This is a genomic window from Mycobacterium sp., from assembly GCF_032159775.1.
Classification (GTDB): Bacteria; Actinomycetota; Actinomycetes; order Mycobacteriales; family Mycobacteriaceae; genus Mycobacterium.
Genome location: NZ_JAVHWK010000137.1, coordinates 71,103 through 96,584 on the forward strand (window position 1 = coordinate 71,103; position 25,482 = coordinate 96,584).

Sequence of the window (25,482 nt, forward strand, 5' to 3'; positions counted from 1 at the left end):
TTGCGGCGTTGGTTGACCCCTATGAGGGGCGGGATGGGCGGGTGGCACTGGTCCCCGGCCGCCAAGGCACTGGTTTTCGCGGCCCTGTCGATGGCATTGGCCCTGGGTGTCGGTTTCGTCGTGTTCAACTCGTCGCGCAATACCGAGTCCGACATGCTTGGCGGCGCGGAGCCGATGACCGACGAACAGGCCACGAACCAGGTGCTGGACGCCGCGCGAGACATTGTCGATGCGGCGAACCTGCGGGATGTCAGCGCCAGCGTTGTCTTCCTGTCGTGCACGAGCAGCCACGATCCGCCCTATCAGGCTGCGGTGCACCTCAACTTCGGGCTGCCCGAGACGAACTCGGTCAAGCGCATCAGCGAAGTCGCCGCCGCCATGACAGCGCATGGCTGGCAGAAGGCACCCGCGATGGCCGAGCACTTCGGCATGAAGCTGACCAGAGATGGCGTCACGTCGACATTTCACGAGAACCCCGACGACCGCAGGTTCGCCACCATGCGCATCTACGGGGAGTGCCGAAACACCTCAGATCACCGCAACGACAACCCGGCCTTCACCGACATCACCGACCGGCTGCGCTGAGGCCGCGCTGCAGCAGCACCGTGTCCAGCCATCGGCCGTGCTTGGAGCCGACCGAGGTCAGCCTGCCCGCGTCCACGAAGCCGCGATTACGGTGCAGCGCAAGCGATGCTCGGCATCGTCGTCCACGATGACGGCGATGACCTGCCGGACCCCGATTTCCGAGCAACGGATGAGTAGGGCATCGAGCAGGCGACCGCCGATGCCTCGACCAACCGCCGCCGGGGACAGGTAGACCGCGTCCTCGACAGTGTGGAGCGCCTTCTCCATTCACGCCCATCGGGCGGGTCCACCTCGAACGTCGCGACTCCGGTCTGCACATGGTGGGCATAGATGTCGCCGATTGCGTCGAGATCGTCGGGCACGGTGGGCCGGACGGTCGGTTCGCTGTGCCCACCGAGGTCAGCAGGCGACCGGGTGCGATTCGCAGTACGGGGTCGCGCCGGGAAATCGGTAGCGGTGCTCGGCGACCCACCGGTAGACGGCATCCTGGACCGACCTCATGCCCGGCACCCGGTACACCAGGAGCGGAAGGCTGGTGCCGACAGCCGCCGAGACGGCTGCGTTCGCCGCCTCGGCCCCGCCGTACAGCTCGCCGGACGCATCCAACCACCAGATCTGCTCCATGAGGTGGTCCGAAGAAATGCCGAGGCGCTCGGCCGTGCCCGCTCCCTGAAGCGGCTCCGTGCGCAGCGCACCTGTGCGGTCGAGCTTGAGCAGGAAGTCTCTGGACCGGGTGCACATGCCGCATGCCCCGTCGAAGAACAGCACTCCACCGGCAGGTCGTTTCATACATTCATTGTCCTCCCTGCGCCAGGTCCGCAACCGCCTGCCGGGCCGATGTGACCGAGTTCATCCGCATTGCGGACTCTCCGGCGTAACAGGCGGCGCGGTCCACCGCCGACGCGGGCATCCCGACGGTCGGCGCGACGGGGGAGAACAACGGAAGCCGCAGCGTCTGCATCCGCGATACCCACGGTGTGGCGGGAAGCCAGGCCAGAAACGCGCTGCCACCGTTGATCGAGCGCGGGACCACCTTGGCACTCCCGTCTGCACGGCACCATCGCTCGGTTGCCGCGTTGGGGATCACCCGGTGCGGCGCCGGCCAGCTCAGGCCAAACAGGTTCGTCCGAATCGTTCTGTCGGCAGCCAGTATTCGGCGCTGGTATTCGGGGTGAGCCCGTGACTCATGGGTGAGCAGAAAGCGGGTTCCCGCGATGACCCCGCTGGCTCCGGCCGACAACGCCGCCTCGGTGTCGGATCCCGTGGCGATTCCGCCTGCGAGCAATACCGGCCTGCCATCGGCGACGGCCAGCGCGCGCGGCAGGAACTCGTGCGCCCCGGTCGTTCCGCAGAGATGTCCACCCGCCTCGCCGCCCTGCGCGATGAGCCCGTCTGCGCCCCACGCAACGGCGCGGTGGGCCTGCTCCTCGCTGCCCACCATGACGAAGACGAAAACCCCTGCGTCACTGAGCTCGTCGACCAACTGTCGGTCACCGCCGAAAGCCACCACCGCCACGTCGACGCCGGCGCGGACGCACACCGAAACGTGGCTGCGCCGCAGAAAAGGCGTGAGCAGGTTCACCGCGACTGCGCGGCCCGGCGCCGCCGTACGCACCCGCGAGATCCATTCACGCAGCTTTTCCGGGGGAGCAAGGCCGAGCGTGCCCAAGCCGCCTGCAGCGGCGACGGCGGCGGCGAGCTCGGGACCCGCCAATCCTCCGCCCATCCCGGCTTGGCAGACCGGAACATCGAGGCTCAGTCGGTCAAGCAGGTCCACGGGCCGGCGGTCCTGGTGGCGTCGGGTTGGTGGCGGCGTCGCGTCGGCGCGCGGCCATCCCCGCGAGGGCTTCGAACACCACGCGATGTGCGGCATTGACCGTGAGTTCCGCGTGGTCGTAGGCCGGCGAGACCTCCACCACGTCGACACCGGCGACGTCGTGCTCGTAGCACAGCTGACGGACCATGCGGAGAAGGTCGGCGCTGGTGATGCCGCCGGGCTCGGGCGTTCCCGTCCCGGGTGCGTGCGCCGGGTCGAGCACGTCGATGTCGACGGACACGTACAGCTTGTCGGCCTTGGCGAGCGCCTCGCCGACCGCGTCCCGCATGACGTCCTTGAAACCGCGCTCCCAGATCTCCTGCATGGTGTGCCACGTCATGCCCTGTTCGAGCATCCACTCGAAGGTGTCCTGCGGCGGCCAATATCCGCGCAACCCGACCTGCACGAAGTGGGTGCCCGGCACCGCGCCGGATTCGATCAGCCGACGCATCGGCGTGCCGTGGCTCGCCAGATTTCCGTCGATGATGTCGGCGGTGTCGGCGTGCGCGTCGAAGTGCACGATTCCGACGTTGCCGTAGCCGTGCACATCGGCGACCGCTGTCGCGGCTGGCCAGGTGATCGAGTGGTCGCCGCCAAGGATGACGGGCACGATCCCGCGGGACGCGACCGCGTGAACGCGCTCACGAATGTTGCGGTGCGAGACCTCGGTCAACCCGTGCGGACAGAACGCGTCGCCGAAGTCGACGACCTCGAGCCAGTCAAAGATCTCCAGCCCGAGGTCAAGGTGATACGTGCCCGGCTCGTACGCGGTTGCCCTGATGGCTCTGGGACCGAACCGGGCACCCGGCCGGTTCGTCGTCGCGATGTCGAACGGTGCCCCCACGATCGCGACGTCGGGTTGCCAGGAGTCCAGTTGCTCGAGCTCGGTCAGGAACGGCCGGTGACCGAACGACGCGAGACCCGAGTGGGGCAGATCGAGCTGCTCGGCCATTCCCGGCGGCAAGTCCCGCTGCGGCCCGTGGTCGTGCTGATCGCCCATGGGCGTGACAGTACCGCCCGCCACCCCCGGGATTCGGCGATACGGGAACCGGAGGTCACTTCGCCGCGAATGCGGCGAACGCCGTCAGCCCCGAACCCCAGCCGTCGGCCGCGCCGACCGCACCTGCCATACCGTGTCCGCCCTCGCCCAGGCGCCAGAACTCCTTGTGCACCACACTTACTCGCGTCTTGTCGCCCTCGGCGTTGAACGTCACCGTGACCCGCGACGCCTTCTCGACGTCCGTCTCGAGTTGCCAGGTGCCGGAGATCATCCAGGCAAAGCCGAAGCCTGCTGGCGGATCCCACTCGGTGACCCGGCCCCATGCCGATTCGCTGCCGTCCTCGCAGGTGTCGAACATGCGACCGCCGACACGCGGTTCCACCGTCATCGCCACCACCGGCGAGGTCGCGAGATGGTGGTTGGCGGGCCACCATTCGGCCATTCGGTTAGTGAAGAGTTCGAACGCCCGTTCCGGTGTTCCGGCAACGGTGACCTCGCGACGGACATCGGTGATCGTGGTCATGATTAGTCTCCTGAATTGGGCTGACTATCGGCGAACGCGGCGAAAGACGAGAGCGCGTCACGCCATATGACGTCGAGCCACTGCCTGAGTACCTCGAAGCCATCGGTGGTCACGGTGTAGACGCGACGCGTCCCGACGGGATGGGACGTCACAACGCCTGCGTCTTTGAGGATCTTCAGATGTTGTGAGACCGCAGGCCGACTGATCGGTAGTTGGTCGGCGAGTTCCTGCACCGATGACGGTTTGCGGCGCACCAGATCCAGTAACTCCCGTCGGGTTGAATCGGCAAGGGAGTCCAACACCGCTCCGTAAGTAACCACTTACCGTTCATATCAGCTTACGGATGATTCGGTCAAGGTCAAGTGGGCTAGCAGCAGGGCTTTTCACCGCGGGCCGAAAGCCATAGCCGCCCTTCGCAAGAGAACCGGTACGACGGCTCGGTGAATCGGCGCCACGAACGGCCAGACCACACGAGCCGCCGGGTGCCGGTAGCTGACGAACGTCTCGAGCACGGCCGTCGAAGGCGGCACACGTTTGGCTAGCAGCACGCCGTCAAGGAGTGGCCCACTGGCACTCAATCGGATGCTGTCGTGCTCTCGGTCGCCGATCTCCCAGCCGAGGAGGTGGTTCGGCGCCGACGGAGCCAAGTCGAACCTGAGCACATGACGATGCACGATCAGCACCGCGGCACCCAGCCACCGGGGCACATTTGCCAGACCGGCGCGGACTAACTCCTCGGCGGAGCGCCCGTCGGTCGTGGCCAGGCCGACTTCGAACGCGTCGGCGTAATCGCAACGCTGCGTCGCTACGATCGATCTGCGCTGTACGACAACCACTTTCGACCCATCTCCTTCAGCATGCGCGGATAGACGATCAGGTAGCGGAACGGGGTGATCGCCGTCATGTAGGCGCGGCCCAGCACGCCGTTCGGCTTGACCAGGATCGCCATCTGGCCTCGGTAGCCGCCGCCTTCATCGGGTACCCAGCCGAGGTGGATGACCCCGTGCACGGTCTGGTTGATCAGCTCGGCCGCCCACTCGTCATCGATTTGGTACAGGGGGGCGAATCCCATCGCGGGGGTGACGGTGGAGCGGGACTCGCGTAGGTCGGTGGGCAACCTGTCCCGAAGGCTCGGGCGGTCGGGATCGGCGCCGCGTCCATCCCAGCCGAAAACATGCCCGAGCGCCTCCCGGACCGCAAAGAGCAGTCCGACAACTGAAAACCGTTGCCGCGCATCGTCAAAGGATGCCACCATATCGATCAGCCGGGGAAAGTCGTCCGGACCGCCCGGGGTCGGCAACGCCCAGACATCCTCGAGTCGGAAGTCGGGGGTGAGGTCGTGGATACGCCAGGCCCGCGAAAAGTGGTCACCCTCTGGGAGTTTCATCGGGCACCTCCTTGACCGCCACAGTAACATACATACATGCACGTATCTATATCGGGATCCGACACGCGGCCGCGGACGCAGGCGGAGCGAAGGGCACGCACCCGGGCCGCCCTGCTCGAAGCGGGAGCCAGGGGCTTTTCGCGTTACGGATACGGCAATGTCGTGCTCGAGAAGGTCGCAGGCGATGCCGGCTACACGCGCGGCGCGCTCTATCACCTCTTCACGGGCAAGGAGGAACTCGCCTTCGCCGTCGTCGACTGGGTCGCCGACACCTGGGAACGAGAAGTGTGGGAGCCCGCGCAGCGCGCGGGCACACCCGTCGACATGCTGGTGGCGTTGGCGCGGGGACACATCGTCTTCTGCCGTCGCGACATCGCCCGGGTGATGATGGCGCTGCGGATGGAGTTCGACGGTCGCGAACATCCCGTCGGCAGCAGGGTCGCCGATATCGGAAAGGACCTCGCAACGCGGTTCGGCGCCGTGATCGCCACCGGCAGGCGGGACGGGTCCATACCTGCCGGGCCACCGGCCAAGACGCTCGGGGCGGCGGTCACCGCCGCCGTCGAGGGACTGGCGATTCACCTTGCCGGCGCCCCGCACGACGAGGCGATGGCCGAACGGATGGTGCGCGGACTGTTGGGTGTCAGCGCGAAACGGGCAGACTGACGATCGTGCAGCTGGTCACCCTCAAGGACATTCATGCCGCGGCCGACCGGGTCAGGGACGCCGTCTTCCGCACCCCGCTGATCCCGGCACGGTGGGCCGACGCCGAGCGCCCACTGTGGATCAAGCCGGAGAACCTGCAGCCGATCGGCGCATTCAAGATTCGCGGCGCCTTCAACGCCATCGGCAACCTGACAGACGCCGACCGAGCGCGCGGCGTAGTCGCATACTCCAGCGGTAATCACGCCCAGGCCGTTGCTTACGCCGCTGCCGCGTTCGGTGCCGACGCGCACATCGTCATGCCGCGCGAGACACCGCGGGTCAAGGTGGCTGCCACCCGTGACTACGGCGCGAAGGTGGTGCTGTGTGGGCCCGGCGAACGCGAGCAGGTGGCCGCCGAGCTTCTGGAGCGGACGGGCGGCGTGCTGATACCGCCCTTCGACCATCCGGACGTCATCGCGGGCCAGGGCACGATCGGCCTGGAGATCGCCGACGACCTGCCCGACGTGGAGAACGTGCTGATACCGGTCAGTGGCGGCGGTCTGGCCTCCGGCGTCGGCACCGCGATCAAGGCCAGGCGACCGAAGGTCAGGGTCTTCGGGGTCGAGCCCGAGCTTGCTGCCGATACGACCGACGGCCTGCAACGGGGCAGGCGAGTGGACTGGTCCATCGAGGACCGCAACCGGACCATCGCCGACGGCCTGCGTTCGCAGCCGTCCGCGCTGACCTTCGCGCATCTTCAACGGGTCATCGACGGCATGATCACGGTTTCGGAAAACGAGATTCGCGCCGCCGTCAAGGAACTCGCCGTCAATGCGCACCTTGTCAGCGAGCCAAGTGGCGCAGTCGCGCTCGCCGCGTACCGGCAGGGCGCGACGCCACCCGGAGCCACGGTGATGATCCTTTCCGGCGGCAATGTGGAACCGTCGGCTCTTGCGGACATCCTGACGGGTTGAGAAATCGGTCAGCAACATTTTCCAGTTTGCTGTCCGATCTGTCCTTAGCGGTCCAAACCCGTTACACAGCATCGGAGATTTGCTCGGCATCGAGTAAGTGGCGACGGCGAGCGCCCGAGGGCAGCTATCTCATCAGATCCAGGTAGTCTCACTTCCCGATAGGTGACGTAGACCACCCGTAACGAGATGTCCCAAAGGGGGTGCGGATGGACGCGGTGCTCGGACTGTCCATGACGCCGACCACCGTTGGGCTCGTCCTTGTCGAAGGCCAGGAAGCCGACGGCGCCACCATGGACAAGGACGAGTTCGCGGTTCACGAACGAGGCCTTGTCAGCGCCGTGAACACCTCTGAGAAGGCGGCTGCGGCGGTGATGCGCACCGAGGCGATCGCTGCGGCGCGGGGCCACCGCCTCCACTCGATCGGCGTCACCTGGAGCGAGGACGCCGATACGGAGGCTTCCCTTCTTCTGGAGTCGTTGTCGGAGTCCGGTTTTGACAACGTCGTCGCGGTGCGGATGCCCGAAGCCACCGAAGCGCTTGCCCGCGGGATCGCGGGCGTCATCGGTTACGAGATCACCGCCGTGTGCGTGATCGAGCCCGACAGCGTCGTCGTGCTGGTGGTCGACTCGGCCCGTGGCGATGTGCAGACCACGGTCAACCACGCCGTCACTACCGACGAGGACCTGGCCCGCTGGTTGAGCGCAATCTTCGCGCAGGCCGAGTGGCAACCTGAGGCCCTAGTGCTGGTCGGGTCGGGCAGCGACCTGGAGGCGATCACACCGCATCTCGAAGAGGTGCTGGCCGTGCCCGTGTTCGTGCCCGCCGAGGCCCAGTTGGCGCTCGCCCGCGGTGCCGCCATGGCGTCGACTCACGGACCCGACTTCTATCTCGACGAAGGCCGGGAGGACTCGGGTCGCGTGCAGACCACGCCTCGACGGTCATCGCTGTTTCCGCGTGTTGGCGCCGCCGGCGCCATGTTGGGTATCGGCGTGGTGACCTTCGTGGTGTCGGGATCACTGGCGATCGGCATGCAACTGACGACGGGTGAGAGCGCGAAACCGGCGGAGAAGCCACCCGCAGCGAGCACCTCCGATGCTCCTGCCGCACTGCAGGCTACCAGGCCGGCTCCTGCCGCAACGCCCACCCTGGAAGCGGCGCTCCCACCGCCGCCCGCAGAGCCGCCTCCGCCACCGGTATACGACGTCGAACCGGTTCCGGTCGCCGACCCACTGGCACCCGAGGCGGGAGCTCCTGACCCGCTCGCGCCTACCGACAGATCCCTTCCGCAGGGCCCGCTTGCCCCCAACGGTGTGCCGCTGCCCCCGGGCGTCACCGACCCGGCGCCGGGTCTGGTGCCCGCGGAGGTGACACCGGTGCCGCAGCGCAGTGGGGGATTCCTGGGACGGATCCGAGACAGGATCTCCGGCATCGGCAAGCCGGACGAACCGGCGCAGGCTCCCGTCGACGTGGTGCCGCCGCAGGATCCGCTGCTGGTCCCGCCGCCTGCGGATGCGCCTCAGCCGCCACCGCCTGGATAATGACCATGTGCGGGTCTCCCTACGCGTCCTGATTGTCGCGGCGGTGGTGATCGCGCTGATCGCGGTCGAGACGACATCGCGGTCCGGTGTGCTCTGGCGGCTGATCACCTTCACTTACCAGGCCAACATGCTTGCCGCGGCGTACTACCTGTGGAGTCTGCTCTCCCCTCGGGTAGACGACCGGGTCGGCATCCATGGTGCTGTTGTTTTGTATGTCGTTGCGGCAGGGATTCTTTGGAATCTGTTGCTGACCGACTACAGCATGGGGTACACCCCGGCCAACATCCTGTTGCACATCGTCGTCCCGGTCCTGGCCGCCGTGGACTGGCTCGTTGTCGGACGCCGCAGGCGGGTGGTCCGCTGGTGGCAACCTCTGCTCTGGCTGATTTATCCGGCGGCCTATCTGATCCTGGCGTTGGTCGTGCTCAACAGAGCCGGGCGGCGCGCGCCCTATTACTTCCTGGATCCCGACTCCGTCGGGATGGCCGTCGTCACCGTCAACATCGGATTGCTGGCGGCGTTCATTCTGGCTCTGGGATACGGGATTTCGGCTGTCGGCCGCCCCAGGCGAGCCGAACCGACCGGCGTGCGCTAAGCCTCCATCGCGTAGAGGTTCCTGGCTGTCGGCGACGTCTCGATCGACGCGAGATCGGGATATGTGCCGAGCACCCGGTCGGCGGTGCCCGAGCTGGTCACGGTGAACCAGTAATGCTCGTTCTTGAAGTGGTGTTGACGGTGGTTTCGCCAAATCGTGCGATATAACCGGGTTTTCGGCTTGTAGTCGCTGTGGATCAGGTAGTGGGTCCACTCGTAGCCCAGTCCGAGAATCATCAGGACCACAAGGAACGTCAGTCCGAGGTTCAACTCGGGAAACGCAAGCAGCGCAGTGCCGACCGCGAGCGGTGCGGCCCACAACAGGGCCTTCCAGGGTATGAAGATTGTGGGAATGTCGCGCGGATCGACATGATGGCGTCGATGTTCACGTGCGAGCACTGGGTCGATGGTCAATCCGCCGAATGTCTTCGGGCGCCAATGCAGAACGAAGACATGGACGATCCATTCGAAGAAGGGGAACAGTGCGAGCATCATCACCGGCACCAGTGCATCGCTGAGCCGCCAGTCACCGACGACCATGCGCGCCGTCAGCGCGGACACCAATATGGTGCCGATCACCCAGGGGGACGGATGTTTCCAGAATTCAATGCCCGCATTCCGCAGGGTGAATCCCTTGCGCGTCGGGCGCTCGGTGGCTGTGGTCAAGACAATCCCTCCAATTCGGTGATCACGGCGAGCATTGCGGCGGTGGCGGGTTCGAGGAGGTCGATCGCCGCCTTCTTCGCGGCATCGGGTTCACCCGCCGAGATCCTTGCGGCGAGTTCGCGGTAGGCCTGCGGGCGGCCGACCTCGGCGGCCATCACCACGGCGAGGGCGGGCAGGGCAGGCTCGTAGGCAGCCCGCAGCGTGTTGTACATCAGCCGGAACACGATCGAGTCCGCTCCGTCGACGACGTGGTCCCAAAAAGTCAGGGCGTGACGTTGCCGTGCGATCGCGTCGGTTGCGGATTCCAGCTCGCGCACCGCGTCGTCGAGGAGTGCGGCCAGGCCCGGTTTGCGGCGCAAAGCGGCGAGTTCCGCCGTCTTCGGTCCGTTGTGCAGCCGGGCCTCGAGGATGCTGCGAACGACCGACAGGTCCAGTTCGCCCGCCCGGAGCAATAGCCGGGGGAGAAGGTCCAGGCCTGCGTGCCTGCGGAAGTCTCGAACGGTGGTGGCGTCGCCCTGGCGTACCTCGACCAGCCCGGCAGCAGATACCCGCTTGAGCGCCTCGCGGATGGCCGGCCGGGACACACCGAGAAGTTCGGCGAGCCGGCGCTCGCTCGGGAGCGTCTCTCCCGGCTGCATCTCGCCGCTGAGTACGTCGGCGACGATCTGATCGAATACATCCTCGGGTACCGAGCGCCGGTTCACCGGTTGAAGGGCCATGGCCCCACAATGTCGGACAAGTGGCCAGAGGTCAAGTGGTCATACCAATGAGGCGCGCTGACTGCGACCGTACCAGGAACTACCCCGGAGGTAATTGCTTCCATTACCCACGCCGGGCACCGTGAGGAGGTGTCGAGAGGAGACCGACTGAATGCCTGACACAAGGCCGGTGGACTCGTCCATCCCGCGCTGGCTGCGCTTCGTGCTGAAATCCGACCGCGCGGGGTCGTCCTGGTACATCGGCACCGGCTTCTTCTTCGCGCCGATACTCGCGCTGCTCTCGCCATGGCCGACGGTCACGACGATCCTGTGGGCCGTCATCGCCGTCACCGGCCTGTGGCTCGGGCTGCTCGGCATCGCGATGGCAACCGGCCTCGCGGTCGTCCTGCGGTCGGGCGAGGAGATCCCCGAGGACTACTGGCGCTCGATCATCGACTACCCGCCGGCTAGATCCCGTTAGCGGCCGTGCCGGTGTAGTCGACCCGCCAGTGCTTGATGCCGTTGAGCCATCCTGACCGCAGGCGCTCGGGCGGGGAGATCGGCGTCAGGTTGGGCATTTCGTCGGCGATGGCGTTGAAGATCAGGTCGATCGTCATCCTGGCGAGGTTCGCACCGATGCAGTAATGGGCACCGGTCCCGCCGAAGCCGACGTGTGGGTTCGGATCCCGCAGGACGTTGAAGGCGTAGGGGTCGTCGAACACCTCTTCGTCGAAGTTTGCCGAGCGGTAGAAGATCACCACCCGGTCGTCCTTCTTGATCTCGACGCCGCTCAACTCGGTGTCCACGAGCGCGGTGCGCTGGAACGAGGTGACCGGCGTTGCCCATCGGACGATCTCGTCGGCGGCGGTGGAAGGACGCTCCCGCTTGAAAAGCTCCCACTGGTCCGGGAATTCGGTGAAGGCCATCATGCCCTGGGTGATCGAGTTGCGGGTGGTCTCGTTTCCCGCCACCGCCAGCAGGATCACGAAGAAACCGAACTCGTCGTCGGTGAGCTTGTGACCCTCGACATCGGCCTGCACCAGCTTGGTGACGAGGTCGTCGCCGGGGTTCTTGCCACGCTCGGCGGCCATCTGCATGCCGTACATGATCAGTTCGACCGCCGCGGCCGACGGATCGTTCCTGGCGTACTCCGGGTCCTGGTCGCCCACCATCTGGTTGGACCACTCGAACAACTTCATACGGTCTTCCTGCGGCACACCCATCAACCCGGCGATCGCCTGCAGCGGCAGCTCACACGACACCTGCTCGACGAAATCACCGGATCCCTCGGCCGCAGCTCGCTTGGCGATGTCGCGCGCCCGGTCGCGAAGCTCGTCGCGCAGTGACTCGACGGCCCGCGGCGTGAATGCGCGCGAGACGATCTTGCGCAGATGGGTGTGATGCGGGGCATCTTGGTTGAGCAGCACGACCTTGCCCGTCTCCAGAGACGCCGGATCAGCCTCGTCGCGATACCGCGGCAAGGCCGTCTTCTTGTTGCTGGAGAAGACGTCGCTGCGGCGGGACACCTCCTTGACGTCTTTGTGCTTGGTCACCACCCAGTAGCCGGAGTCGCCGAACGCGAGGTTGCCCCGGTCCTGCTGCTGCCACCAGATCGGAGCCACCTTCCGCATGTGCGCCAGCTCGTCGACCGGCAGCCGTTCGGCGTACATGTCGGGGTCAGTGAAGTCGAACCCGGGTGGGAGGTTCGGAGATGGCATGAATGGACTCCTCATACGACGTTGTCTAGTGCCCGTATGGCATTGCTACACCACAGATGGGAAGCGGTGAAGGGGGTTCCGAAACTTGGCGGAAAGTCGCAAGTGAAACGTGTTCCGCTCCGTTTCTCATTAATGACACCTTGGTCACATAGTGCACAGGTGTAACAATTGGTGTACTAAAACTGAAGTTCCCCATAGCCGTCGAGAAAGCCAAGGGGGTATCGGTGAAGAAGTCTGACAAGGTGTGGTCGCTGCCGTTGGCTGGTGGCGCACTCGGAGCCTTCGCGGCGTTGATGCTCGCGGTCCCGGTCGCACATGCCGATCCTGACGCGCCGGCGCCGGCGCCGCAGCCCTCACCGGGCGAGCAGTCCATCTCCACCCAGGCCGCAGCGGACGACCCCGCGCTGCCTGCGCCGCCGCCCGCCGAGGTCCCACATCTGGCCAGTCCCGACAACCTGCCGCCGGGCACCTCTGCTGTTCCCGTCGGCCCTCCCGAAAGCCGCGGTACGTCCTACCTACTCGACCTGATTCACGCATATCAGACGCAGGAGATCAGTGGAAAGGACGCCCTGCTACTACTGACGCAGCGTCCGCTCGACGCCAATGCGATGCCGACCAACGGCATGCCCGTGGCGCCCCAGGCGCCACCCGGCACTCCGCCACTTAGCGCGCCGGCACCTGATCCGCTGGCGCCGGTAGCGCCACCACCCGACGGACCGCCGCCGGGACCGGTGCTGCCCGGCCTCGCACCCCCGCCGACGCCCTAGATCAGACGGTGGCGGCTTCGTTGAGTTCGTCGAGCCTCGTGGTCGCCTCGAGGTATTCCTGGACCCAGCGCTGAATGACCGCGGACGACTTCTCCACCTTGTTCAGTTGGCCGACGACCTGACCGACCGGGTTGAAGGCGACGTCGACGCTTTCGTTCGGGTATTTGTGCGTGGCGGCGACCGCCATACCGGAAACCATGTACTGCAACGGCATACCGAGGGGCTTCGGATTGTCTTCCTTTTCCCACGCCTCCGTCCAGTCGTTGCGCAGCATGCGGGCGGGCTTACCGGTGAACGACCGGCTACGAACGGTGTCGCGGCTCGAGGCGTTGGCGTAGGCCTGCTGCTGGACGGCGGTGTGCTCGGCTTCCTCGACCATCAGCCACTGCGAACCGGTCCATGCGCCCTGCGCGCCGAGCGCCAGAGCCGCGGCGATCTGCTCGCCGCTGCCGATGCCGCCCGCGGCCAGCACCGGAACGGGGGCGACCTCCTTGACGACCTGCGGCCACAACACGATCGAGCCGACCTCACCACAGTGTCCGCCCGCCTCGCCGCCCTGGGCGATGATGATGTCCACGCCTGCGTCGGCGTGCTTGCGGGCTTGCGACGGTGAGCCGCAGAGCGCCGCAACCTTGCGGCCTTCGTCGTGAATGTGCTTGATCATCTCCGCGGGAGGGGTCCCGAGCGCATTGGCGATCAACGTCACCTTCGGATGCTGCAGCGCCACCTCGACCTGAGGGGTCGCCGTCGCCTCGGTCCACCCGAGCAGTTGGAACGCGTCGGCGCCGCTGCCTTCGATCGGCACGCCGTGGTCGGAGAGGATCTTGCGGGCGAAGTCGACGTGTTCCTGCGGAACCATGTCCTGCAGGGTCTTGGTCAGTTCGTCGGCGGACAGGTTGGAATCCATGCCTTCGTATTTGTTCGGAATGACGATGTCGACGCCGTAGGTGTGGTCGCCGATGTTCTCGTCGATCCACTTCAGCTCGATCTCGAGCTGCTCGGGGGTGTAGCCCACGGCGCCGAGCACACCGAAACCGCCGGCCTTGCTGACCGCCACCACCACGTCACGGCAGTGTGTGAAAGCGAAGATCGGAAACTCGATGTCGAGGTCGTCGCAGATGGCCGTATGCATGCGAGGCTCCTTTGGCGCGAGAGGCGAACTGAAACGTGTTCTAGTTTAGTACGCGCCGGCATCGGCGATCCACGCAGGCCTGCGGAGAGCTTTACGCCGCCTAACCGTCTTTCTTAGCCTCGTCGCCCTTGGCCGCGTCGTGGTCCGCCTTGTCGCTGTGCTCGTCGTCGGTCTGCTCGTCGTCGCTCTGCTCGTCGTCGGTCTGGGCCGCGTCGCCCTGCGCCTCGTCGTTTTGCGCCTGGTCGGCCTGTGCCTCCTCGTGCGCTTTCCGAATTCGCTCGTTTCTTTCCTTGTCATCCGCCACCGTGTCGCCGTATGACTTGTCATCGTCGGTCCTGCCGGTCTCTACGTCATCGCTTTCCGACTTGTCGGCCGCTGACTCAGACTCGTCCCCGAACTTCGGGCTTCCGTCGTCCTCGAGCCACTCGTTGACGGCCGTGCCCGCCACGGTGCCACCGCTCCCCGGCATGATCACCGTGGGGCGTTCTTCCACGTACTCCTTCCGCATCTCCTGGGCCTTCTCTTTGTGCTCATCCTTGACCTCGGGCTTCTCGGTCCGCGGCCGATCGTCTTGCTGTTCGCTGTCATTCTCTTCGGTCTCTTCTGTCTTTTGGTCTTCGCTCGCCATGATGGCGCCCCCTCCGGTCTCAAGGTCTCTAGCGCTTTGCTGCCTGTAGGACTGCCCGAAAGTGTGATTTACGAAACAGTGCGCGTTCGCGGCACCGCCAACGAACCCAGCACGACCAGTACGCCGATGACCGTCAACGGAATGGACCAGGTCCGCCTGCTGGACACCGCCGACTGACAGTTGGCGACGTAGTCGTTGTGCGGAACGATCTGGTTGAGGATCGGCACGTTCGCCACCGTCTTGTTGTTGGCGGCCTCAGCTTCCGAGGAATCCGCAGCGATGGCGTTTCCGCAGCCGATCGAATTCCCGTCACCGGTGATCGACACCGGAATGAGTAGCGCGATCACACCGGCGACCAGTAGCGCCGCGCCTACGAGCAGGATCAAACGTCGCGCATTCATGTCGCGGTTCCTCGTTTCTCATGAAGGGAGTTGCCCCGACCCCCGCCGGGGGATTGCCCGCGGCACCGCTCACCAAACCAGCAACACCGCCAGAAGGGCCGATATCGCCAGCAGGCACGCGATGTGGTCGCGGAAAATCGATCGTGCGAGCCGTGACTGCTCGACCGGCCCGTCGGACCGCGCGCCGAGCCGGACGGCGTCGGGCAGAGTTCGCAACAACGCCAGCACAATGGGAATCGCGGCAAGGACGGCCGACACTGCGGTCACCATCACCGGCTCGTCGCCACGCAAACCGCGAAACACCAACGTGCCCAATAGAATCACCATGACCGCCGCGATCAGCCGGCTCATCGGGCGCGATGTGGTGGTCGCACGTCGGTAGTAGTCCGCGATGGATGCAAGGATCGGCTCGGGGAGTTCACCGCCCCGCACAGACCGAACCTGGCTGTCGAAGATCAGGTCCATCCACAGCACCGCCAGCAGGAAACCGCTGCACGCCAGCGACAGACCGTCGAAGACACTCATCGGGCGGGAATCAGCCCCTCCGGCCCGGCACGGCCACGCGCAACACGGGCCACCCGTTGACCGCCGCGGCCGCCGCTAGGCCCGAACGCGGGTTCACGGGTCGGGGATGACCGATCAACGACATCAACGCGACATCTTCGTCGCCGTCGGCGTAGAAATAGCTGCGCTGCAAGTCGACGCCGTTGTCATCGCAGAAGCGCTGTGCCGCATCGGCTTTCCTGCTTCCCCAGATGATGGGCCTTTCGATGTCGCCTGTCAGGCGACCGTTCTCGTCGACGGCGAAGTGATTGCAGAGCAACCTCTCGATGCCGAGGGCACGAGCAACCGGTTCGGCATGGATGGTCAGCGCCGACGAGCACAGCGCTACCGTGTGGCCGCGTTGCTGGTGGGCGGCCACGACCTCGCGCATGTGCGGGTAGACCCGCGACGCGATGTGGCGAACGAACAGCCGGTCGCCCAGCTCGTCGAGTTCTCGCAGCGACTCACCCTTGAGATATCCCGCCGCCCGCACGATCAGACGCTCGAACTGCATGCGGCCGAGCCGGTATCTGATCGAGGCTTCGAGCACTCCGAGAATCTCTCCGATCCTGGCCTGTCTGCGCCGGATCCGGTCGCCTGCGTGGGCTGTCGCGGTGAAGCCCGAAACCAGCGTGCCGTCGAGATCGAAGAACGCGCCCACCTCGGGTCCTACCTCGCTCGCGGCGATCTCGTCGATCCGACCCGGCGGCCCGGTGACCATCACCCGAGACTACGGTTCTTGATCACAATCAGCCGTATTGCGTCACCACCCGTAGTGTCGACGAATCCGCGCATGCGACGAGCGGAACACACCGAGAGGAGACGGCTATATCGACCCGGCGCCGCACCGTCCTGTCCGGACTCCTCGTCGTCCTGTTACTGCTGGCCTGCGCGGGTTCCCTGCCGACCTTCGCCTGGCCTGCGCAGCCGCCCGACCGCATCGAACTCGCGCACGGCTGGCAGCTCGCGTCGGCCAGCCAACTGGGCGCCGACGGTGCGACGGTCTCGCGTGCCGACTACACGGCGCCGGGCTGGCACACCGTCCGGCACATGCCGGCGACCGTCCTCGAAGCGTTGCAGGATGACGGCACGTATCCCGACCTCTACTACGGCAAGAACCTCCGCGACGAGGTGCCTGCGGACCTCTACAAGCAGGACTGGTGGTATCGCACGACGTTCACCGCACCCGCCGGTCACACCACATACCTGCTGGAGCTACCCGGCATCAACTACCGCGCCGAGGTCTGGCTGAACGGCCACCTGGTCGCCGACAGCACCCAAGTCGTCGGCATGTACAACGCCCACGAACTCGACGTGGCGCGATGGATCGCTCCGGGCGTGCCGAACACCCTCGCCATCAAGATCACGCCGGAGCAGGCTCTGCAGGACATCAACGGAGTCGAGCTGGCGGACAGTTGGTGGGACTGGATCAACTGGAAGTACCTGGGCTACCAGGGCGCGGGCAAGAACCCCGACCGCGGCAACTCATTTGTCTCCGACCGGAATGCGGGTATCTGGAAGCCGGTATATCTGAAGGTCGGCGGCGCGGTGTCGCTTGGGCCTGCCGTCGTCAACACCGAACTGCCTTTACCGCGAACCGATTCCGCTCGGCTCACCATCCACACGTCTGTGCACAACTACTCGACGGAGCAGGTCCGCGGTGTGCTGAAGGGGACCATCAGCCGTGAAGGCAAGCCGAGCATCGACGTCGAACAGCCGGTGACGCTGCTGCCGGGCGAACAGCGCGAAGTGACGTTCAACCCGGACCGATTCGACGCGCTGACGGTGAGCAATCCCGACCTGTGGTGGCCCTACACCCTTGGAAAGCCTGACCTCTATGACCTACGTCTGGAGTTCAGCCAGTTCGGGCAGACGTCGGATTCGTCTGACCTCCGGTTCGGCATCCGCACCGTCTCCCAGCACCGTGACTCCGACGGCGACTTTCCCGATCTCGGCAAGGGCGGCAACTTCTATCTGACCGTCAACGGACGCGACTTCCTGGTCCGCGGGGCTGCCTACACGCCCGACCTCCTGTTCGCCGACGACCCCGACCGCGAGGACGCGATCTTGGGGTACGTCAAGGATCTCGGCCTCAACATGGTGCGGCTGGAGGGTAAGTTTCCCGGCGAGCACATCATCGAGAAGGCCGACGAGCTCGGCATCCCTCTGATGTACGGCTGGATGTGCTGCAACCAGTGGGAGAAGTGGTCCCAGTGGGACGACGAGGACCGCCGGGTGGCCGCCGACAGCCTGCGGTCGCAGATCCTGGTGCTGCGCTCACACCCGTCGGTGTTCATCTGGGCCAACGGAAGCGACGGCAAGCCGCCCGCCGACATCCTTGCGAAATACCATGCCGTCCTTGATGACTCGCACTGGCAGAACGCCACCGTGGACACCGTTTCGTCCTTGGCGCGGGACAGCAGCGGCGAGCGCGACTGGGACGGCATCCACATGGCGGGCCCGTACAGCTGGCGGTCGCCGGGCTACTGGTTCAGCGGGCAATACGGCGCCACCCGCGGGTCCACCGCCGAACAGGGCGACAACGAGCACATCCCGCCGTTCGCGAGCCTGAAGAAGTTCATCCCGCCCGACAAACTGTGGCCGATCAACGACACGTGGTCCTTCCACGCCGGCTCGAACCCGAAGAACGCCGCGCTGCAGAGCATCAAGCGAGCGGTCGACCGGCGCTACGGACCCTCCGACGATGCCGAGGAGTTCACCCGCAAAGCCCAACTGGCACACTACGAATCGACGCGAGCTCAGTTCGAGGCGTTCGCCGCGAACGGCTGGGCGAGCCACAAGATGACCATCTACTGGATGTTGAACAACCATTGGCCGTCGTTCTTCGGCAACATCTTCGACTACTACCTGCGGCCCGGCGGTGCCTATTACGGGGCGAAGAAGGGCCTCCGCCCGCTGTCGGTGGTGTTCGACTCGTATGCCACGGCCGACCACACCAAGGCGCACGTGACGCTGGTCAACCAGACGCCCGACGACCGGTCGAACCTGAAGGTCCGGGTCCGCGTCTACGACCTGCAGGGCAAGATGCGCGAAGACCGGACGACCGAGAACCTCGACGTCGCCTCGGGTGGAAGCGTGGAGGCGATGACCCTGCCGAAGGTGGCCCGCGACTCGAGTGTGTTCTTCGTGCGGTGCGAGGTGGTCGACGACGACGGAACCGTTCTTGCCGAAAACGTCTACTGGCAGTCGCAACAGCGGGACGATCTTGGTGATCCGACGAACGACTGGGCGTTCGAACTGAGGCAGGTGAGTTGGGCGGACATGACGGCACTGAACTGGATGCCGCGGGTTCCGTTGCAGGTGAGTGCCCAACGAACCGATGCGGCGGGCGAGAACGGCGTCGCCATTCGTCTGAAGAACACCACTGGGCGGGTGGCGTTCTTCGAGCGAGCCGAGATTCTGAGCGCGCCCGACGGCGACGAGATCCTGCCCATCGAATACAGCGACAACTACGTGACGGTCTTCCCAGGCGAAACCGTCGACGTTCACGGCGTCGTACCGCGCGACGGCACAGTCGCGGACTGGGTGCGGGTGGCCGGATACAACACGCCACCAGTGGTGGTGCCGATCGAATAGAGGAGAGGTGCCATGCACGAGGTCGACCAGCAGACAGAGCAAATGGTTCGCAGCGTATTGGCCTACGCGGAGAACAGATTGCGGATGGACCCCGTACCGCTGGACAAGGGCCTGCTACCCGCAGAGGAGTTGTACGACCGGCTCGACGGGCTGATCCGCGATACGCCGCGGCAACCCGACGAGGTGCTCGGCGTGTACACCTCGGTGATCGCGCCCAGCGTCATATCGGCGGACAGCCCGCGGTTCCTCGGCTTCATCCCTGCGGCGCCGACCAAGGCCAGCCTGCTGTTCGACATGCTGGTGTCCTGCGCCTCGATTCAGGGCATCTCGTGGCTGGAGGCGTCCGGCGCCATCGCTGCCGAAAACAGCGTGCTGCGCGTGATCGCCAACGAGGCAGGCCTGCCGATCACCTCAGGAGGTTGCTTCGTTTCGGGTGGCTCGGCAGGCAATCTGTCCGCACTCGCGACTGCCAGAGAGACCGCCAAACGGCGCGGGGCAACGGGACGCCTGCGCGTCGTCGTCGGCTCCGATGCGCACTCGTCGATCGTCAACACGCTTCGGCTACTGGAGATGGATGCCCTGGTGGTCGACACGCCGGATCATCGGCTCACCGCCGAAACCGTACGAGATGTCGTGCCCGCCGACGCAACGGATATCGCGGCGGTGGTGTGCACGTCGGGCACGACAAACGCGGGCATCATCGACGACCTTGCGGGCGTCGGCGCCTTGGCTCGGGAGCGGGGCTGGTGGTTTCACGTGGACGGCGCCTACGGCGGCTCCGGCATCTTCGCCCGTTCGCTGCGCCCCAAGTACGCGGGGCTGGAAGAGGCCGACTCGTTCATCCTCGACCCGCACAAATGGTTGTTCACCCCGTTCGACTGCTGTGCGCTGCTGTATCGAGACCCGGAGCTGGCCCGCGCGACGCATACTCAGGACGCGTCGTATCTCGACGTGATCCACACATCCGACGGGGAGTGGAACCCGTCGGATTACGCCTATCAGCTGACCCGCCGGGCGCGGGGGCTGCCGTTATGGTTCTCACTCGCGGTGAACGGGCTCGAGGCATACCGGAGCGCCATCGAGGTCGCTGTGTCGCTGGCACGCCAAACCGCGGAGCTGATCAAGGCTGCACCGCAGCTGGAGCTGATCCGCGAGCCCGACCTGGGGGTGGTGTTGTTCCGCAGGCTTGGCTGGAAGCCGGAGGACTACGACGCATGGGCGCAGCGGCTGCATGCGGATCAGGTCGCCTTCATCCCGCCGACGAAGTGGGAAGGCGAAACGGTGGGCCGCTTCGCCTTCCTGCACCCGCACACTCACCTGGAGCTGGTTCGCGAGGTGCTGGCCAGGACCGAGTGAGGGGCCTCAGGGCTGGCGCAGCGCATCGGCGATGCGCCGCCACTCCTGACGCGGATACTCGTTCGAGTCAGCCGTCAGCAGCTGGAGGCATACGTGGTCGGCACCGGCGGCCAAGTGCTCGTTCACTCGGCCGATCACCGCGGCCTCGTCGCCCCAGACGATGATCGCGTCGAGCAGCCGGTCACTCACCGACGCCACGTCGTCGGCGGAGAAGCCGAGTCTGCGCATGTTGTTTGCGTAGTTCGGCATCGCCAAATACCTTCGGAGCCAACTGCTTCCGATGTCATGGGCCTCGGCGGCGTCGTCGGTGAGGATGGCGGTCTGTTCGGGAAGCAGCAGCGGGCCATGGCCAAGCACTTCACGGGCACGATGACTGTGCTCTGGCGTGACAAGGTACGGGTGGGCGCCGCGCGACCGGTTCGCCGCCAGCTCCAGCATCTTCGGCCCGAGCGCCGCGAGCACCCGTGCGTCGGCCGGGACGGGTTGCTCGGCACTGTCCAGCGCATCGAGGAACGACGCGGTGGCAGCCAGCGGCCTGCGATATCTGCCCGGCTCGGTCGAGTCGATCAGCGGCGCGTGACTGACGCCGATGCCCATCAGGAACCGGTCGCCGTGGGCGGCCGTCAGCGACGCGTAGGACGCCGCCACATCGGCTGGATCGTTCATCCAGAGATTGAGGATTCCCGTCGCGACAACGATGTCGTCGGTCGCCGAAAGCAGGTGGTCCACTGACTCGAGCACCGGCGTACCGCCGACGTCGGGTATCCACAGCGCCGTATACCCGAGTTCGTCCAATTCCGCTGCGACGTCGGCGGATTCCGCCTTGTCGCCGTAACGCAGTCCGTAGTTCCAGATGCCGACACCGGACAGATCCATGCTTGACGTCCTATCCGACGGCCGCGAAGTTGACGGTGGCCGTCGCACCGAGTTCGCCGTCGTCACCGCGGTAGATGTCGACCTGGATGACGACCGACCGCTTGCCGGTGCGAAGAATCTTGGCGACGGCGCGCGCAGGCCCGTTCCGTTCCTTGATGGGTCGCAGATAACGGACGAAGAGATCGGTGGTCGCGATGGCGTGGCCAAAGGGCGTACTGCGCGCGGCGAGCTGGCCGGCCGTCACATCGGCCATCGTGGCGATGAGTCCGCCCTGCAGGCCGCCCGCGGTGTTCGTGACCCGCTCGTCGACGGGCATCTCCATGACGACGGTGCCGTCCGTGGCAGGCACCTCCTCCAGTCCGATCTGGTCGAACAGCTCCCGCAGGGATTTCGGCGCCGTCACGAGAATGACATTACCGGTAGCCGGGGTACTCATTCGGGCGATGCAGACGTTCCTGCCGTACAGCGCCTTCGCCGACTCCGCGCACGTGCTCGACACGCGCCGTCTCGGCAAGCAACGCGTCGAGGTCATCCAGGTGTTGCGGGCGCTGACCGTTCCCGGCTACGGGTGGCGGCATCATCCGGCGGCCGCGATGTGGGCAGGATACGAGGAGGCGCTCGTGCGATATGGGCTCGACATCTGCGCGGCGTGGTGTGAAGTCGGGAACGCAGACACATGCGCCGCGACCCTCGTCGAGGATCTGACACGCACGATCGGGCAGATCTCTGTGCGCACACAGCCCGACCTGGCCACGGCGGGCGAACTGCCTCCGTGGCTCGGTGATCCCGCGTTCCACCGCAGCCACCAGTCCGCACTCGTCCGCAAGGATCCGGCGCACTATCGCCGGTTTTTTCCCGACGTCCCCGACGATCTGCCCTACGTATGGCCGGCATCGGATCGGTCCCGCCGCGTGCCCGTTTGATCTTCGACCGCGCGCTGGTCGGCTCGTATGCTCAGGACATGGCCGACACTGCGCGCGCCGAATTGCCGCCTGGGCCACGGCTGCCCGCCCCGATCCAGGCCGCCTTGATGGCCCGCTACTGGCCGCGCTTCATCTCCGCGTGCAGGCGGCGGTACGGGAGCGTGTTCACGATGCGAATCGCCACCATGGGAACGCTGGTGTATCTGGACGACCCGGCCGAGATCAAGAAGGTGTTCGCGGGAAGTCCGACGGTCTATCACGCCGGTGAGGCGAACTCGATGCTGGCTGGTCTGCTGGGCAACAGTTCCGTGCTGGTGATCGACGGCGACGTGCATCGGGAGCGGCGACGGCAGATGCTGCCGGCCTTTCACCGCGACGCCGTCGTGCGGCAGACCGAGGTGATGGCCGAGATCGCCTCGGCGAACGTCGCGACATGGCCGGTGGGCACCGAATTCGCGGTCGCACCCAAGATGTCGGAGATCACCCTCGAGGTGATCCTGCGGACGGTGATCGGCGCCTCCGACCCGGATCGCCTCACGGCGTTACGAGAGGTGATGCCCAAGCTGCTCAACGTGACTCCATGGGCGTCGCTCGCGATCGCCAGCCCGAGACTGCAGAAGCTCGGGCTGTGGCGCTCTCTGCGGCGCAACATGGACGAGGCCGACCGCCTGCTGTACGCCGAAATCGCCGATCGCCGAACCGATCCCGCACTCGCGACGCGCACCGACGCCCTTGCGAAGCTGGTTCGCGCCGCCGGGGAAGACGGCAACACGATGACCGATCGGGAACTGCGCGATCAGCTGATCACCCTGTTGGTCGCGGGCCACGACACCACAGCCACCGGCCTGGCATGGGCACTGGAGCGGCTGACGAGACACCCCGCGATCTTGGACAAGGCTGTGCGTGCCGCCGAAGCGAGCGCTGCAGGCGATCCCGCAGGAGACGACTTCCTCGATGCGGTCGCCAGGGAGACCCTGCGGATCCGCCCCGTCGTGTTCGACGTCGGCCGAATCCTCAAGGAGCCGGTCGAGCTGGCCGGCTATCGCCTTCCGGCAGGAGTCATGGTGGCCCCCGGAATCGGATTGGTGCACAGCAGTTCGGCGCAGTATCCGCATCCGGACCGGTTCGACCCTGACCGAATGGTCGGCGCCGCAACAGGACCCACCACGTGGTTGCCGTTCGGCGGGGGCAACCGCCGCTGCCTCGGCGCAACGTTCGCGATGATCGAGCTGCGGCTCGTGTTGCGCGAAGTACTGCGCCGGGTCGAGCTGGCCACCACGACGGCGGCGGGTGAACGGCAACGAGTCAAACACGTCATCCTGGTCCCGCACCGCGGCGCGCGCATCCGGGTGCGGGCGCGCAAGGACGTTGCGGCCACGGCTCCCGCTGCGGCGAGCACGTCGTCGTGTATGCATAGTCCGTGAGCGCACGCGCAGGCATCGTCGTCACCGGGACAGAGGTTCTGACCGGGCGGGTGGCCGACCGCAACGGCCCGTGGATCGCCGACCGGTTGCTCGAGCTCGGGGTCGAGCTGGCCCACGTCACGATCTGCGGCGACCGTCAGGGCGACATCGCGGCTGCGCTCCAATTCCTGGCCGGCGAGGGAGTCGACCTCATCGTCACCAGCGGCGGACTCGGGCCGACGGCCGACGATATGACAGTTGAAGTCGTTGCGCAGTTCTGTGGGCGCGAACTGGTGCTCGACGACGTCCTCGAGGAGAAGATCGCGGCTATCCTCAAGCGGCTGCGGGCGCGCTTCACCGAGGCGGATTTCGACGCGGTGCGGGCCGCCAACCGAAAGCAGGCCATGGTGCCCGCCGGCGCACAGATCCTCGATCCGGTGGGCACGGCACCCGGCGTCGTGGTCGCGGGCAAGCCGACGGTCGTCGTGCTGCCGGGGCCGCCGCGCGAGTTGCAGCCGATGTGGCACACCGCGGTGCAGACCCAAGGACTACAGGAGGCCATCGCGGGTCGCACGGAGTACCGGCAGGACATGGTCCGCATGTTCGGGCTTCCCGAGTCGGGCCTCGCCGAGACGCTGCGCGATGCGGAGGGACAGATCGACGGGTTCGAGCGGCTGGAGATCACCACCTGTCTGCGTCGGGGTGAGCTCGAGATCGTCACCCGCTATCAGCCGGATGCGGCGCCGGTGTATGCGGAGTTGCTCGGCGTCCTGCGCGAACACCATGCGCGCCAGATCTTTTCCGAAGACGGCACGCTGGTCGACGATCAGGTGGCGGCGCTGCTGGCTGGCCGCCGTATTGCGACGGCGGAGTCGTGCACGGCGGGGCTGGTCGCAGCCAGGCTGACCGACATTCCGGGATCGTCTGGTTACGTGGCCGGCGGTGTGGTGGCTTACAGCAACGAGGCGAAATCGGGCATGCTCGACGTCGATGTCCAACTCATCGAATCGCATGGTGCGGTGTCCGAGCCGGTGGCCGAGGCGATGGCCCGTGGTGCGTTGCGGCGCTTCGGCGCCGACACCGCCGTGGCGACGACCGGAATCGCCGGGCCGGGTGGCGGAACAAAGAACAAGCCGGTCGGGACGGTGTGCTTCTCGGTGATGCTGGCCGACGGTCCGACGCTCACCAGAACGCTTCTTCTACCGGGCAACCGCTCCGATGTCCGGGAGCGTTCGACGACCGTCGCGATGCACCTGCTTCGGCGAGCCGTGCTCGGCGCGAAAGACCCTGCAGTACTTCGGGATTGACGCTGCTCAGTCGTCGTCGGTGACGGTGAACCCGGCCAGCCAGTCTTCGTGCATCTCGTCGTCGATCGACACCCGCCACTGGTAGCGCTCACCGGCAGTCAGCTTCAGGGTCGGAATGGTGGCGGTGAAGGGGATGGTGACCGGGGTTCCGGCGGGGTGGACCGGTTTGTGTTTGGCTTTGATGACGCCGTGTTCCGTGTGGGCCACCCGCACTCCGTCGCTGTCGACCAACTCGGCTCGGATCGGAAAGGACTTGTTGAGTTCCGCCCACTCGACTTCGACGAAGATGACCAACGCGTGCTGGGGAACCGGTGTGGCGCTGACGGTCCAGCCGAGGCCGAGTGCGTGCACGGTGCCCGCCTGGTCCAGCGCAGCGCTCTGGGCGAGCAGGACGATGGCTCTCAT

31 protein-coding genes are annotated in these 25,482 nt (G+C 66.1%); 12 read left to right on the forward strand and 19 right to left on the reverse strand.

Going from position 1 to position 25,482, the window contains the following annotated elements:
* Positions 1-33 precede the first annotated feature (33 nt).
* Positions 34-585: a lipoprotein LppJ family protein gene (locus QOJ24_RS18255; RefSeq protein WP_526263808.1), complete on the forward strand. Its 552-nt coding sequence runs from the start codon at positions 34-36 to the stop codon at positions 583-585.
* Positions 586-642: 57 nt separating this feature from the next.
* On the opposite strand, the gene QOJ24_RS18260 is transcribed toward QOJ24_RS18255, so the two are convergent.
* The 8 genes from QOJ24_RS18260 to QOJ24_RS18295 all read right to left on the reverse strand — a co-directional run bounded on the left by QOJ24_RS18260 (position 643) and on the right by QOJ24_RS18295 (position 5,311).
* A complete protein-coding gene (locus QOJ24_RS18260) occupies positions 643-852 on the reverse strand; it encodes a GNAT family N-acetyltransferase (RefSeq protein WP_526263709.1) in 210 nt (69 codons plus the stop codon).
* 132 nt (positions 853-984) lie between these two features.
* Positions 985-1,374 carry a thiol-disulfide oxidoreductase DCC family protein gene (locus QOJ24_RS18265; protein ID WP_526263711.1) on the reverse strand — a complete coding sequence of 130 codons (390 nt, stop codon included), beginning with the start codon at positions 1,372-1,374 and terminating at the stop codon, positions 985-987.
* 4 nt (positions 1,375-1,378) lie between these two features.
* Complete coding sequence (locus tag QOJ24_RS18270; protein WP_526263712.1) at positions 1,379-2,362, reverse strand: NAD(P)H-dependent flavin oxidoreductase; 984 nt, start codon at positions 2,360-2,362, stop codon at positions 1,379-1,381.
* Positions 2,349-3,401 carry an agmatinase gene (gene speB, locus QOJ24_RS18275; RefSeq protein WP_526263714.1) on the reverse strand — a complete coding sequence of 351 codons (1,053 nt, stop codon included), beginning with the start codon at positions 3,399-3,401 and terminating at the stop codon, positions 2,349-2,351. The genes QOJ24_RS18270 and speB overlap by 14 nt, the downstream gene beginning before the upstream one ends.
* A gap of 55 nt (positions 3,402-3,456) precedes the next feature.
* Positions 3,457-3,924 (reverse strand): SRPBCC family protein, encoded by a 468-nt coding sequence (locus tag QOJ24_RS18280; protein ID WP_526263716.1) that lies wholly within the window; start codon positions 3,922-3,924, stop codon positions 3,457-3,459.
* Positions 3,925-3,926: 2 nt separating this feature from the next.
* Positions 3,927-4,244, reverse strand: coding sequence for an ArsR/SmtB family transcription factor (locus QOJ24_RS18285; RefSeq protein ID WP_526263718.1), 318 nt, complete (start codon positions 4,242-4,244; stop codon positions 3,927-3,929).
* A 63-nt stretch (positions 4,245-4,307) separates the two neighbouring features.
* Entirely contained in the window at positions 4,308-4,760 is a 453-nt protein-coding gene (locus QOJ24_RS18290; RefSeq protein WP_526263720.1) for a hypothetical protein, read from the reverse strand.
* Complete coding sequence (locus tag QOJ24_RS18295) at positions 4,730-5,311, reverse strand: DUF2867 domain-containing protein (protein ID WP_526263721.1); 582 nt, start codon at positions 5,309-5,311, stop codon at positions 4,730-4,732. Before QOJ24_RS18295 ends, QOJ24_RS18290 begins: the two co-directional genes overlap by 31 nt.
* Positions 5,312-5,347: 36 nt before the next feature.
* On the opposite strand from QOJ24_RS18295, the gene QOJ24_RS18300 reads away from it, so the two are divergent.
* From QOJ24_RS18300 to QOJ24_RS18315, 4 genes are all read left to right on the forward strand, one after another.
* Positions 5,348-5,977: a TetR/AcrR family transcriptional regulator gene (locus tag QOJ24_RS18300; RefSeq protein WP_526263723.1), complete on the forward strand. Its 630-nt coding sequence runs from the start codon at positions 5,348-5,350 to the stop codon at positions 5,975-5,977.
* Positions 5,978-5,982: 5 nt separating this feature from the next.
* Positions 5,983-6,930, forward strand: coding sequence for a threonine ammonia-lyase (locus QOJ24_RS18305; protein ID WP_526263725.1), 948 nt, complete (start codon positions 5,983-5,985; stop codon positions 6,928-6,930).
* A gap of 206 nt (positions 6,931-7,136) precedes the next feature.
* The gene (locus QOJ24_RS18310) at positions 7,137-8,468 is read left to right on the forward strand and encodes a DUF7159 family protein (RefSeq protein ID WP_526263727.1); all 1,332 of its coding nucleotides are present in this window, start codon (positions 7,137-7,139) and stop codon (positions 8,466-8,468) included.
* On the forward strand, positions 8,440-9,063 hold the full coding sequence (locus tag QOJ24_RS18315; RefSeq protein ID WP_526263729.1) for a Pr6Pr family membrane protein: 624 nt from the start codon (positions 8,440-8,442) through the stop codon (positions 9,061-9,063). The genes QOJ24_RS18310 and QOJ24_RS18315 overlap by 29 nt, the downstream gene beginning before the upstream one ends.
* Here the strand turns inward: QOJ24_RS18315 and QOJ24_RS18320 are convergent.
* Together QOJ24_RS18320 and QOJ24_RS18325 are read right to left on the reverse strand one after the other, a co-directional pair.
* Positions 9,060-9,734, reverse strand: coding sequence for a sterol desaturase family protein (locus tag QOJ24_RS18320; RefSeq protein WP_526263810.1), 675 nt, complete (start codon positions 9,732-9,734; stop codon positions 9,060-9,062). The two genes, QOJ24_RS18315 and QOJ24_RS18320, sit on opposite strands and share 4 nt — an antisense overlap.
* The gene (locus QOJ24_RS18325) at positions 9,725-10,447 is read right to left on the reverse strand and encodes a FadR/GntR family transcriptional regulator (RefSeq protein ID WP_526263730.1); all 723 of its coding nucleotides are present in this window, start codon (positions 10,445-10,447) and stop codon (positions 9,725-9,727) included. Before QOJ24_RS18325 ends, QOJ24_RS18320 begins: the two co-directional genes overlap by 10 nt.
* A 151-nt stretch (positions 10,448-10,598) precedes the next feature.
* On the opposite strand from QOJ24_RS18325, the gene QOJ24_RS18330 reads away from it, so the two are divergent.
* Positions 10,599-10,907, forward strand: a complete 309-nt coding sequence (locus QOJ24_RS18330) for a hypothetical protein (protein WP_526263732.1) — start codon at positions 10,599-10,601, stop codon at positions 10,905-10,907.
* Here QOJ24_RS18330 and QOJ24_RS18335 read toward each other — a convergent pair.
* Positions 10,894-12,144 carry a cytochrome P450 gene (locus QOJ24_RS18335; RefSeq protein WP_526263734.1) on the reverse strand — a complete coding sequence of 417 codons (1,251 nt, stop codon included), beginning with the start codon at positions 12,142-12,144 and terminating at the stop codon, positions 10,894-10,896. The two genes, QOJ24_RS18330 and QOJ24_RS18335, sit on opposite strands and share 14 nt — an antisense overlap.
* A gap of 224 nt (positions 12,145-12,368) precedes the next feature.
* On the opposite strand from QOJ24_RS18335, the gene QOJ24_RS18340 reads away from it, so the two are divergent.
* On the forward strand, positions 12,369-12,911 hold the full coding sequence (locus QOJ24_RS18340; RefSeq protein ID WP_526263736.1) for a hypothetical protein: 543 nt from the start codon (positions 12,369-12,371) through the stop codon (positions 12,909-12,911).
* Between the two features lies 1 nt (position 12,912).
* On the opposite strand, the gene QOJ24_RS18345 is transcribed toward QOJ24_RS18340, so the two are convergent.
* From QOJ24_RS18345 to QOJ24_RS18365, 5 genes are all read right to left on the reverse strand, one after another.
* The gene (locus tag QOJ24_RS18345) at positions 12,913-14,043 is read right to left on the reverse strand and encodes a nitronate monooxygenase (protein ID WP_526263738.1); all 1,131 of its coding nucleotides are present in this window, start codon (positions 14,041-14,043) and stop codon (positions 12,913-12,915) included.
* 100 nt (positions 14,044-14,143) lie between these two features.
* A complete protein-coding gene (locus QOJ24_RS18350; protein WP_526263740.1) occupies positions 14,144-14,671 on the reverse strand; it encodes a hypothetical protein in 528 nt (175 codons plus the stop codon).
* Positions 14,672-14,739: 68 nt separating this feature from the next.
* Positions 14,740-15,072: an aminopeptidase gene (locus QOJ24_RS18355; protein WP_526263742.1), complete on the reverse strand. Its 333-nt coding sequence runs from the start codon at positions 15,070-15,072 to the stop codon at positions 14,740-14,742.
* A gap of 69 nt (positions 15,073-15,141) precedes the next feature.
* Positions 15,142-15,597 carry a hypothetical protein gene (locus QOJ24_RS18360; protein ID WP_526263744.1) on the reverse strand — a complete coding sequence of 152 codons (456 nt, stop codon included), beginning with the start codon at positions 15,595-15,597 and terminating at the stop codon, positions 15,142-15,144.
* A 10-nt stretch (positions 15,598-15,607) separates the two neighbouring features.
* The gene (locus QOJ24_RS18365) at positions 15,608-16,336 is read right to left on the reverse strand and encodes an HAD family hydrolase (RefSeq protein ID WP_526263746.1); all 729 of its coding nucleotides are present in this window, start codon (positions 16,334-16,336) and stop codon (positions 15,608-15,610) included.
* Positions 16,337-16,494: 158 nt separating this feature from the next.
* Between QOJ24_RS18365 and QOJ24_RS18370 the strand changes: the two genes are divergently transcribed.
* A complete protein-coding gene (locus QOJ24_RS18370) occupies positions 16,495-19,212 on the forward strand; it encodes a glycoside hydrolase family 2 protein (RefSeq protein ID WP_526263812.1) in 2,718 nt (905 codons plus the stop codon).
* Positions 19,213-19,224: 12 nt separating this feature from the next.
* On the forward strand, positions 19,225-20,568 hold the full coding sequence (locus tag QOJ24_RS18375; RefSeq protein ID WP_526263748.1) for a pyridoxal phosphate-dependent decarboxylase family protein: 1,344 nt from the start codon (positions 19,225-19,227) through the stop codon (positions 20,566-20,568).
* 6 nt (positions 20,569-20,574) lie between these two features.
* Here the strand turns inward: QOJ24_RS18375 and QOJ24_RS18380 are convergent, their stop codons facing one another.
* Together QOJ24_RS18380 and QOJ24_RS18385 are read right to left on the reverse strand one after the other, a co-directional pair.
* Complete coding sequence (locus QOJ24_RS18380; protein WP_526263749.1) at positions 20,575-21,444, reverse strand: LLM class F420-dependent oxidoreductase; 870 nt, start codon at positions 21,442-21,444, stop codon at positions 20,575-20,577.
* A gap of 10 nt (positions 21,445-21,454) precedes the next feature.
* Positions 21,455-21,847 carry a PaaI family thioesterase gene (locus tag QOJ24_RS18385; protein ID WP_526263751.1) on the reverse strand — a complete coding sequence of 131 codons (393 nt, stop codon included), beginning with the start codon at positions 21,845-21,847 and terminating at the stop codon, positions 21,455-21,457.
* A gap of 40 nt (positions 21,848-21,887) precedes the next feature.
* Between QOJ24_RS18385 and QOJ24_RS18390 the strand changes: the two genes are divergently transcribed.
* From QOJ24_RS18390 to QOJ24_RS18400, 3 genes are read left to right on the forward strand one after another with little or no spacing between them, the layout of a single operon-like run.
* Complete coding sequence (locus QOJ24_RS18390; protein ID WP_526263814.1) at positions 21,888-22,367, forward strand: MSMEG_6728 family protein; 480 nt, start codon at positions 21,888-21,890, stop codon at positions 22,365-22,367.
* A 38-nt stretch (positions 22,368-22,405) separates the two neighbouring features.
* Positions 22,406-23,791 (forward strand): cytochrome P450, encoded by a 1,386-nt coding sequence (locus QOJ24_RS18395; RefSeq protein WP_526263753.1) that lies wholly within the window; start codon positions 22,406-22,408, stop codon positions 23,789-23,791.
* Positions 23,788-25,077 (forward strand): competence/damage-inducible protein A, encoded by a 1,290-nt coding sequence (locus tag QOJ24_RS18400; RefSeq protein WP_526263755.1) that lies wholly within the window; start codon positions 23,788-23,790, stop codon positions 25,075-25,077. The genes QOJ24_RS18395 and QOJ24_RS18400 overlap by 4 nt, the downstream gene beginning before the upstream one ends.
* A 6-nt stretch (positions 25,078-25,083) precedes the next feature.
* On the opposite strand, the gene QOJ24_RS18405 is transcribed toward QOJ24_RS18400, so the two are convergent.
* Entirely contained in the window at positions 25,084-25,482 is a 399-nt protein-coding gene (locus QOJ24_RS18405; protein WP_526263757.1) for a DUF6941 family protein, read from the reverse strand.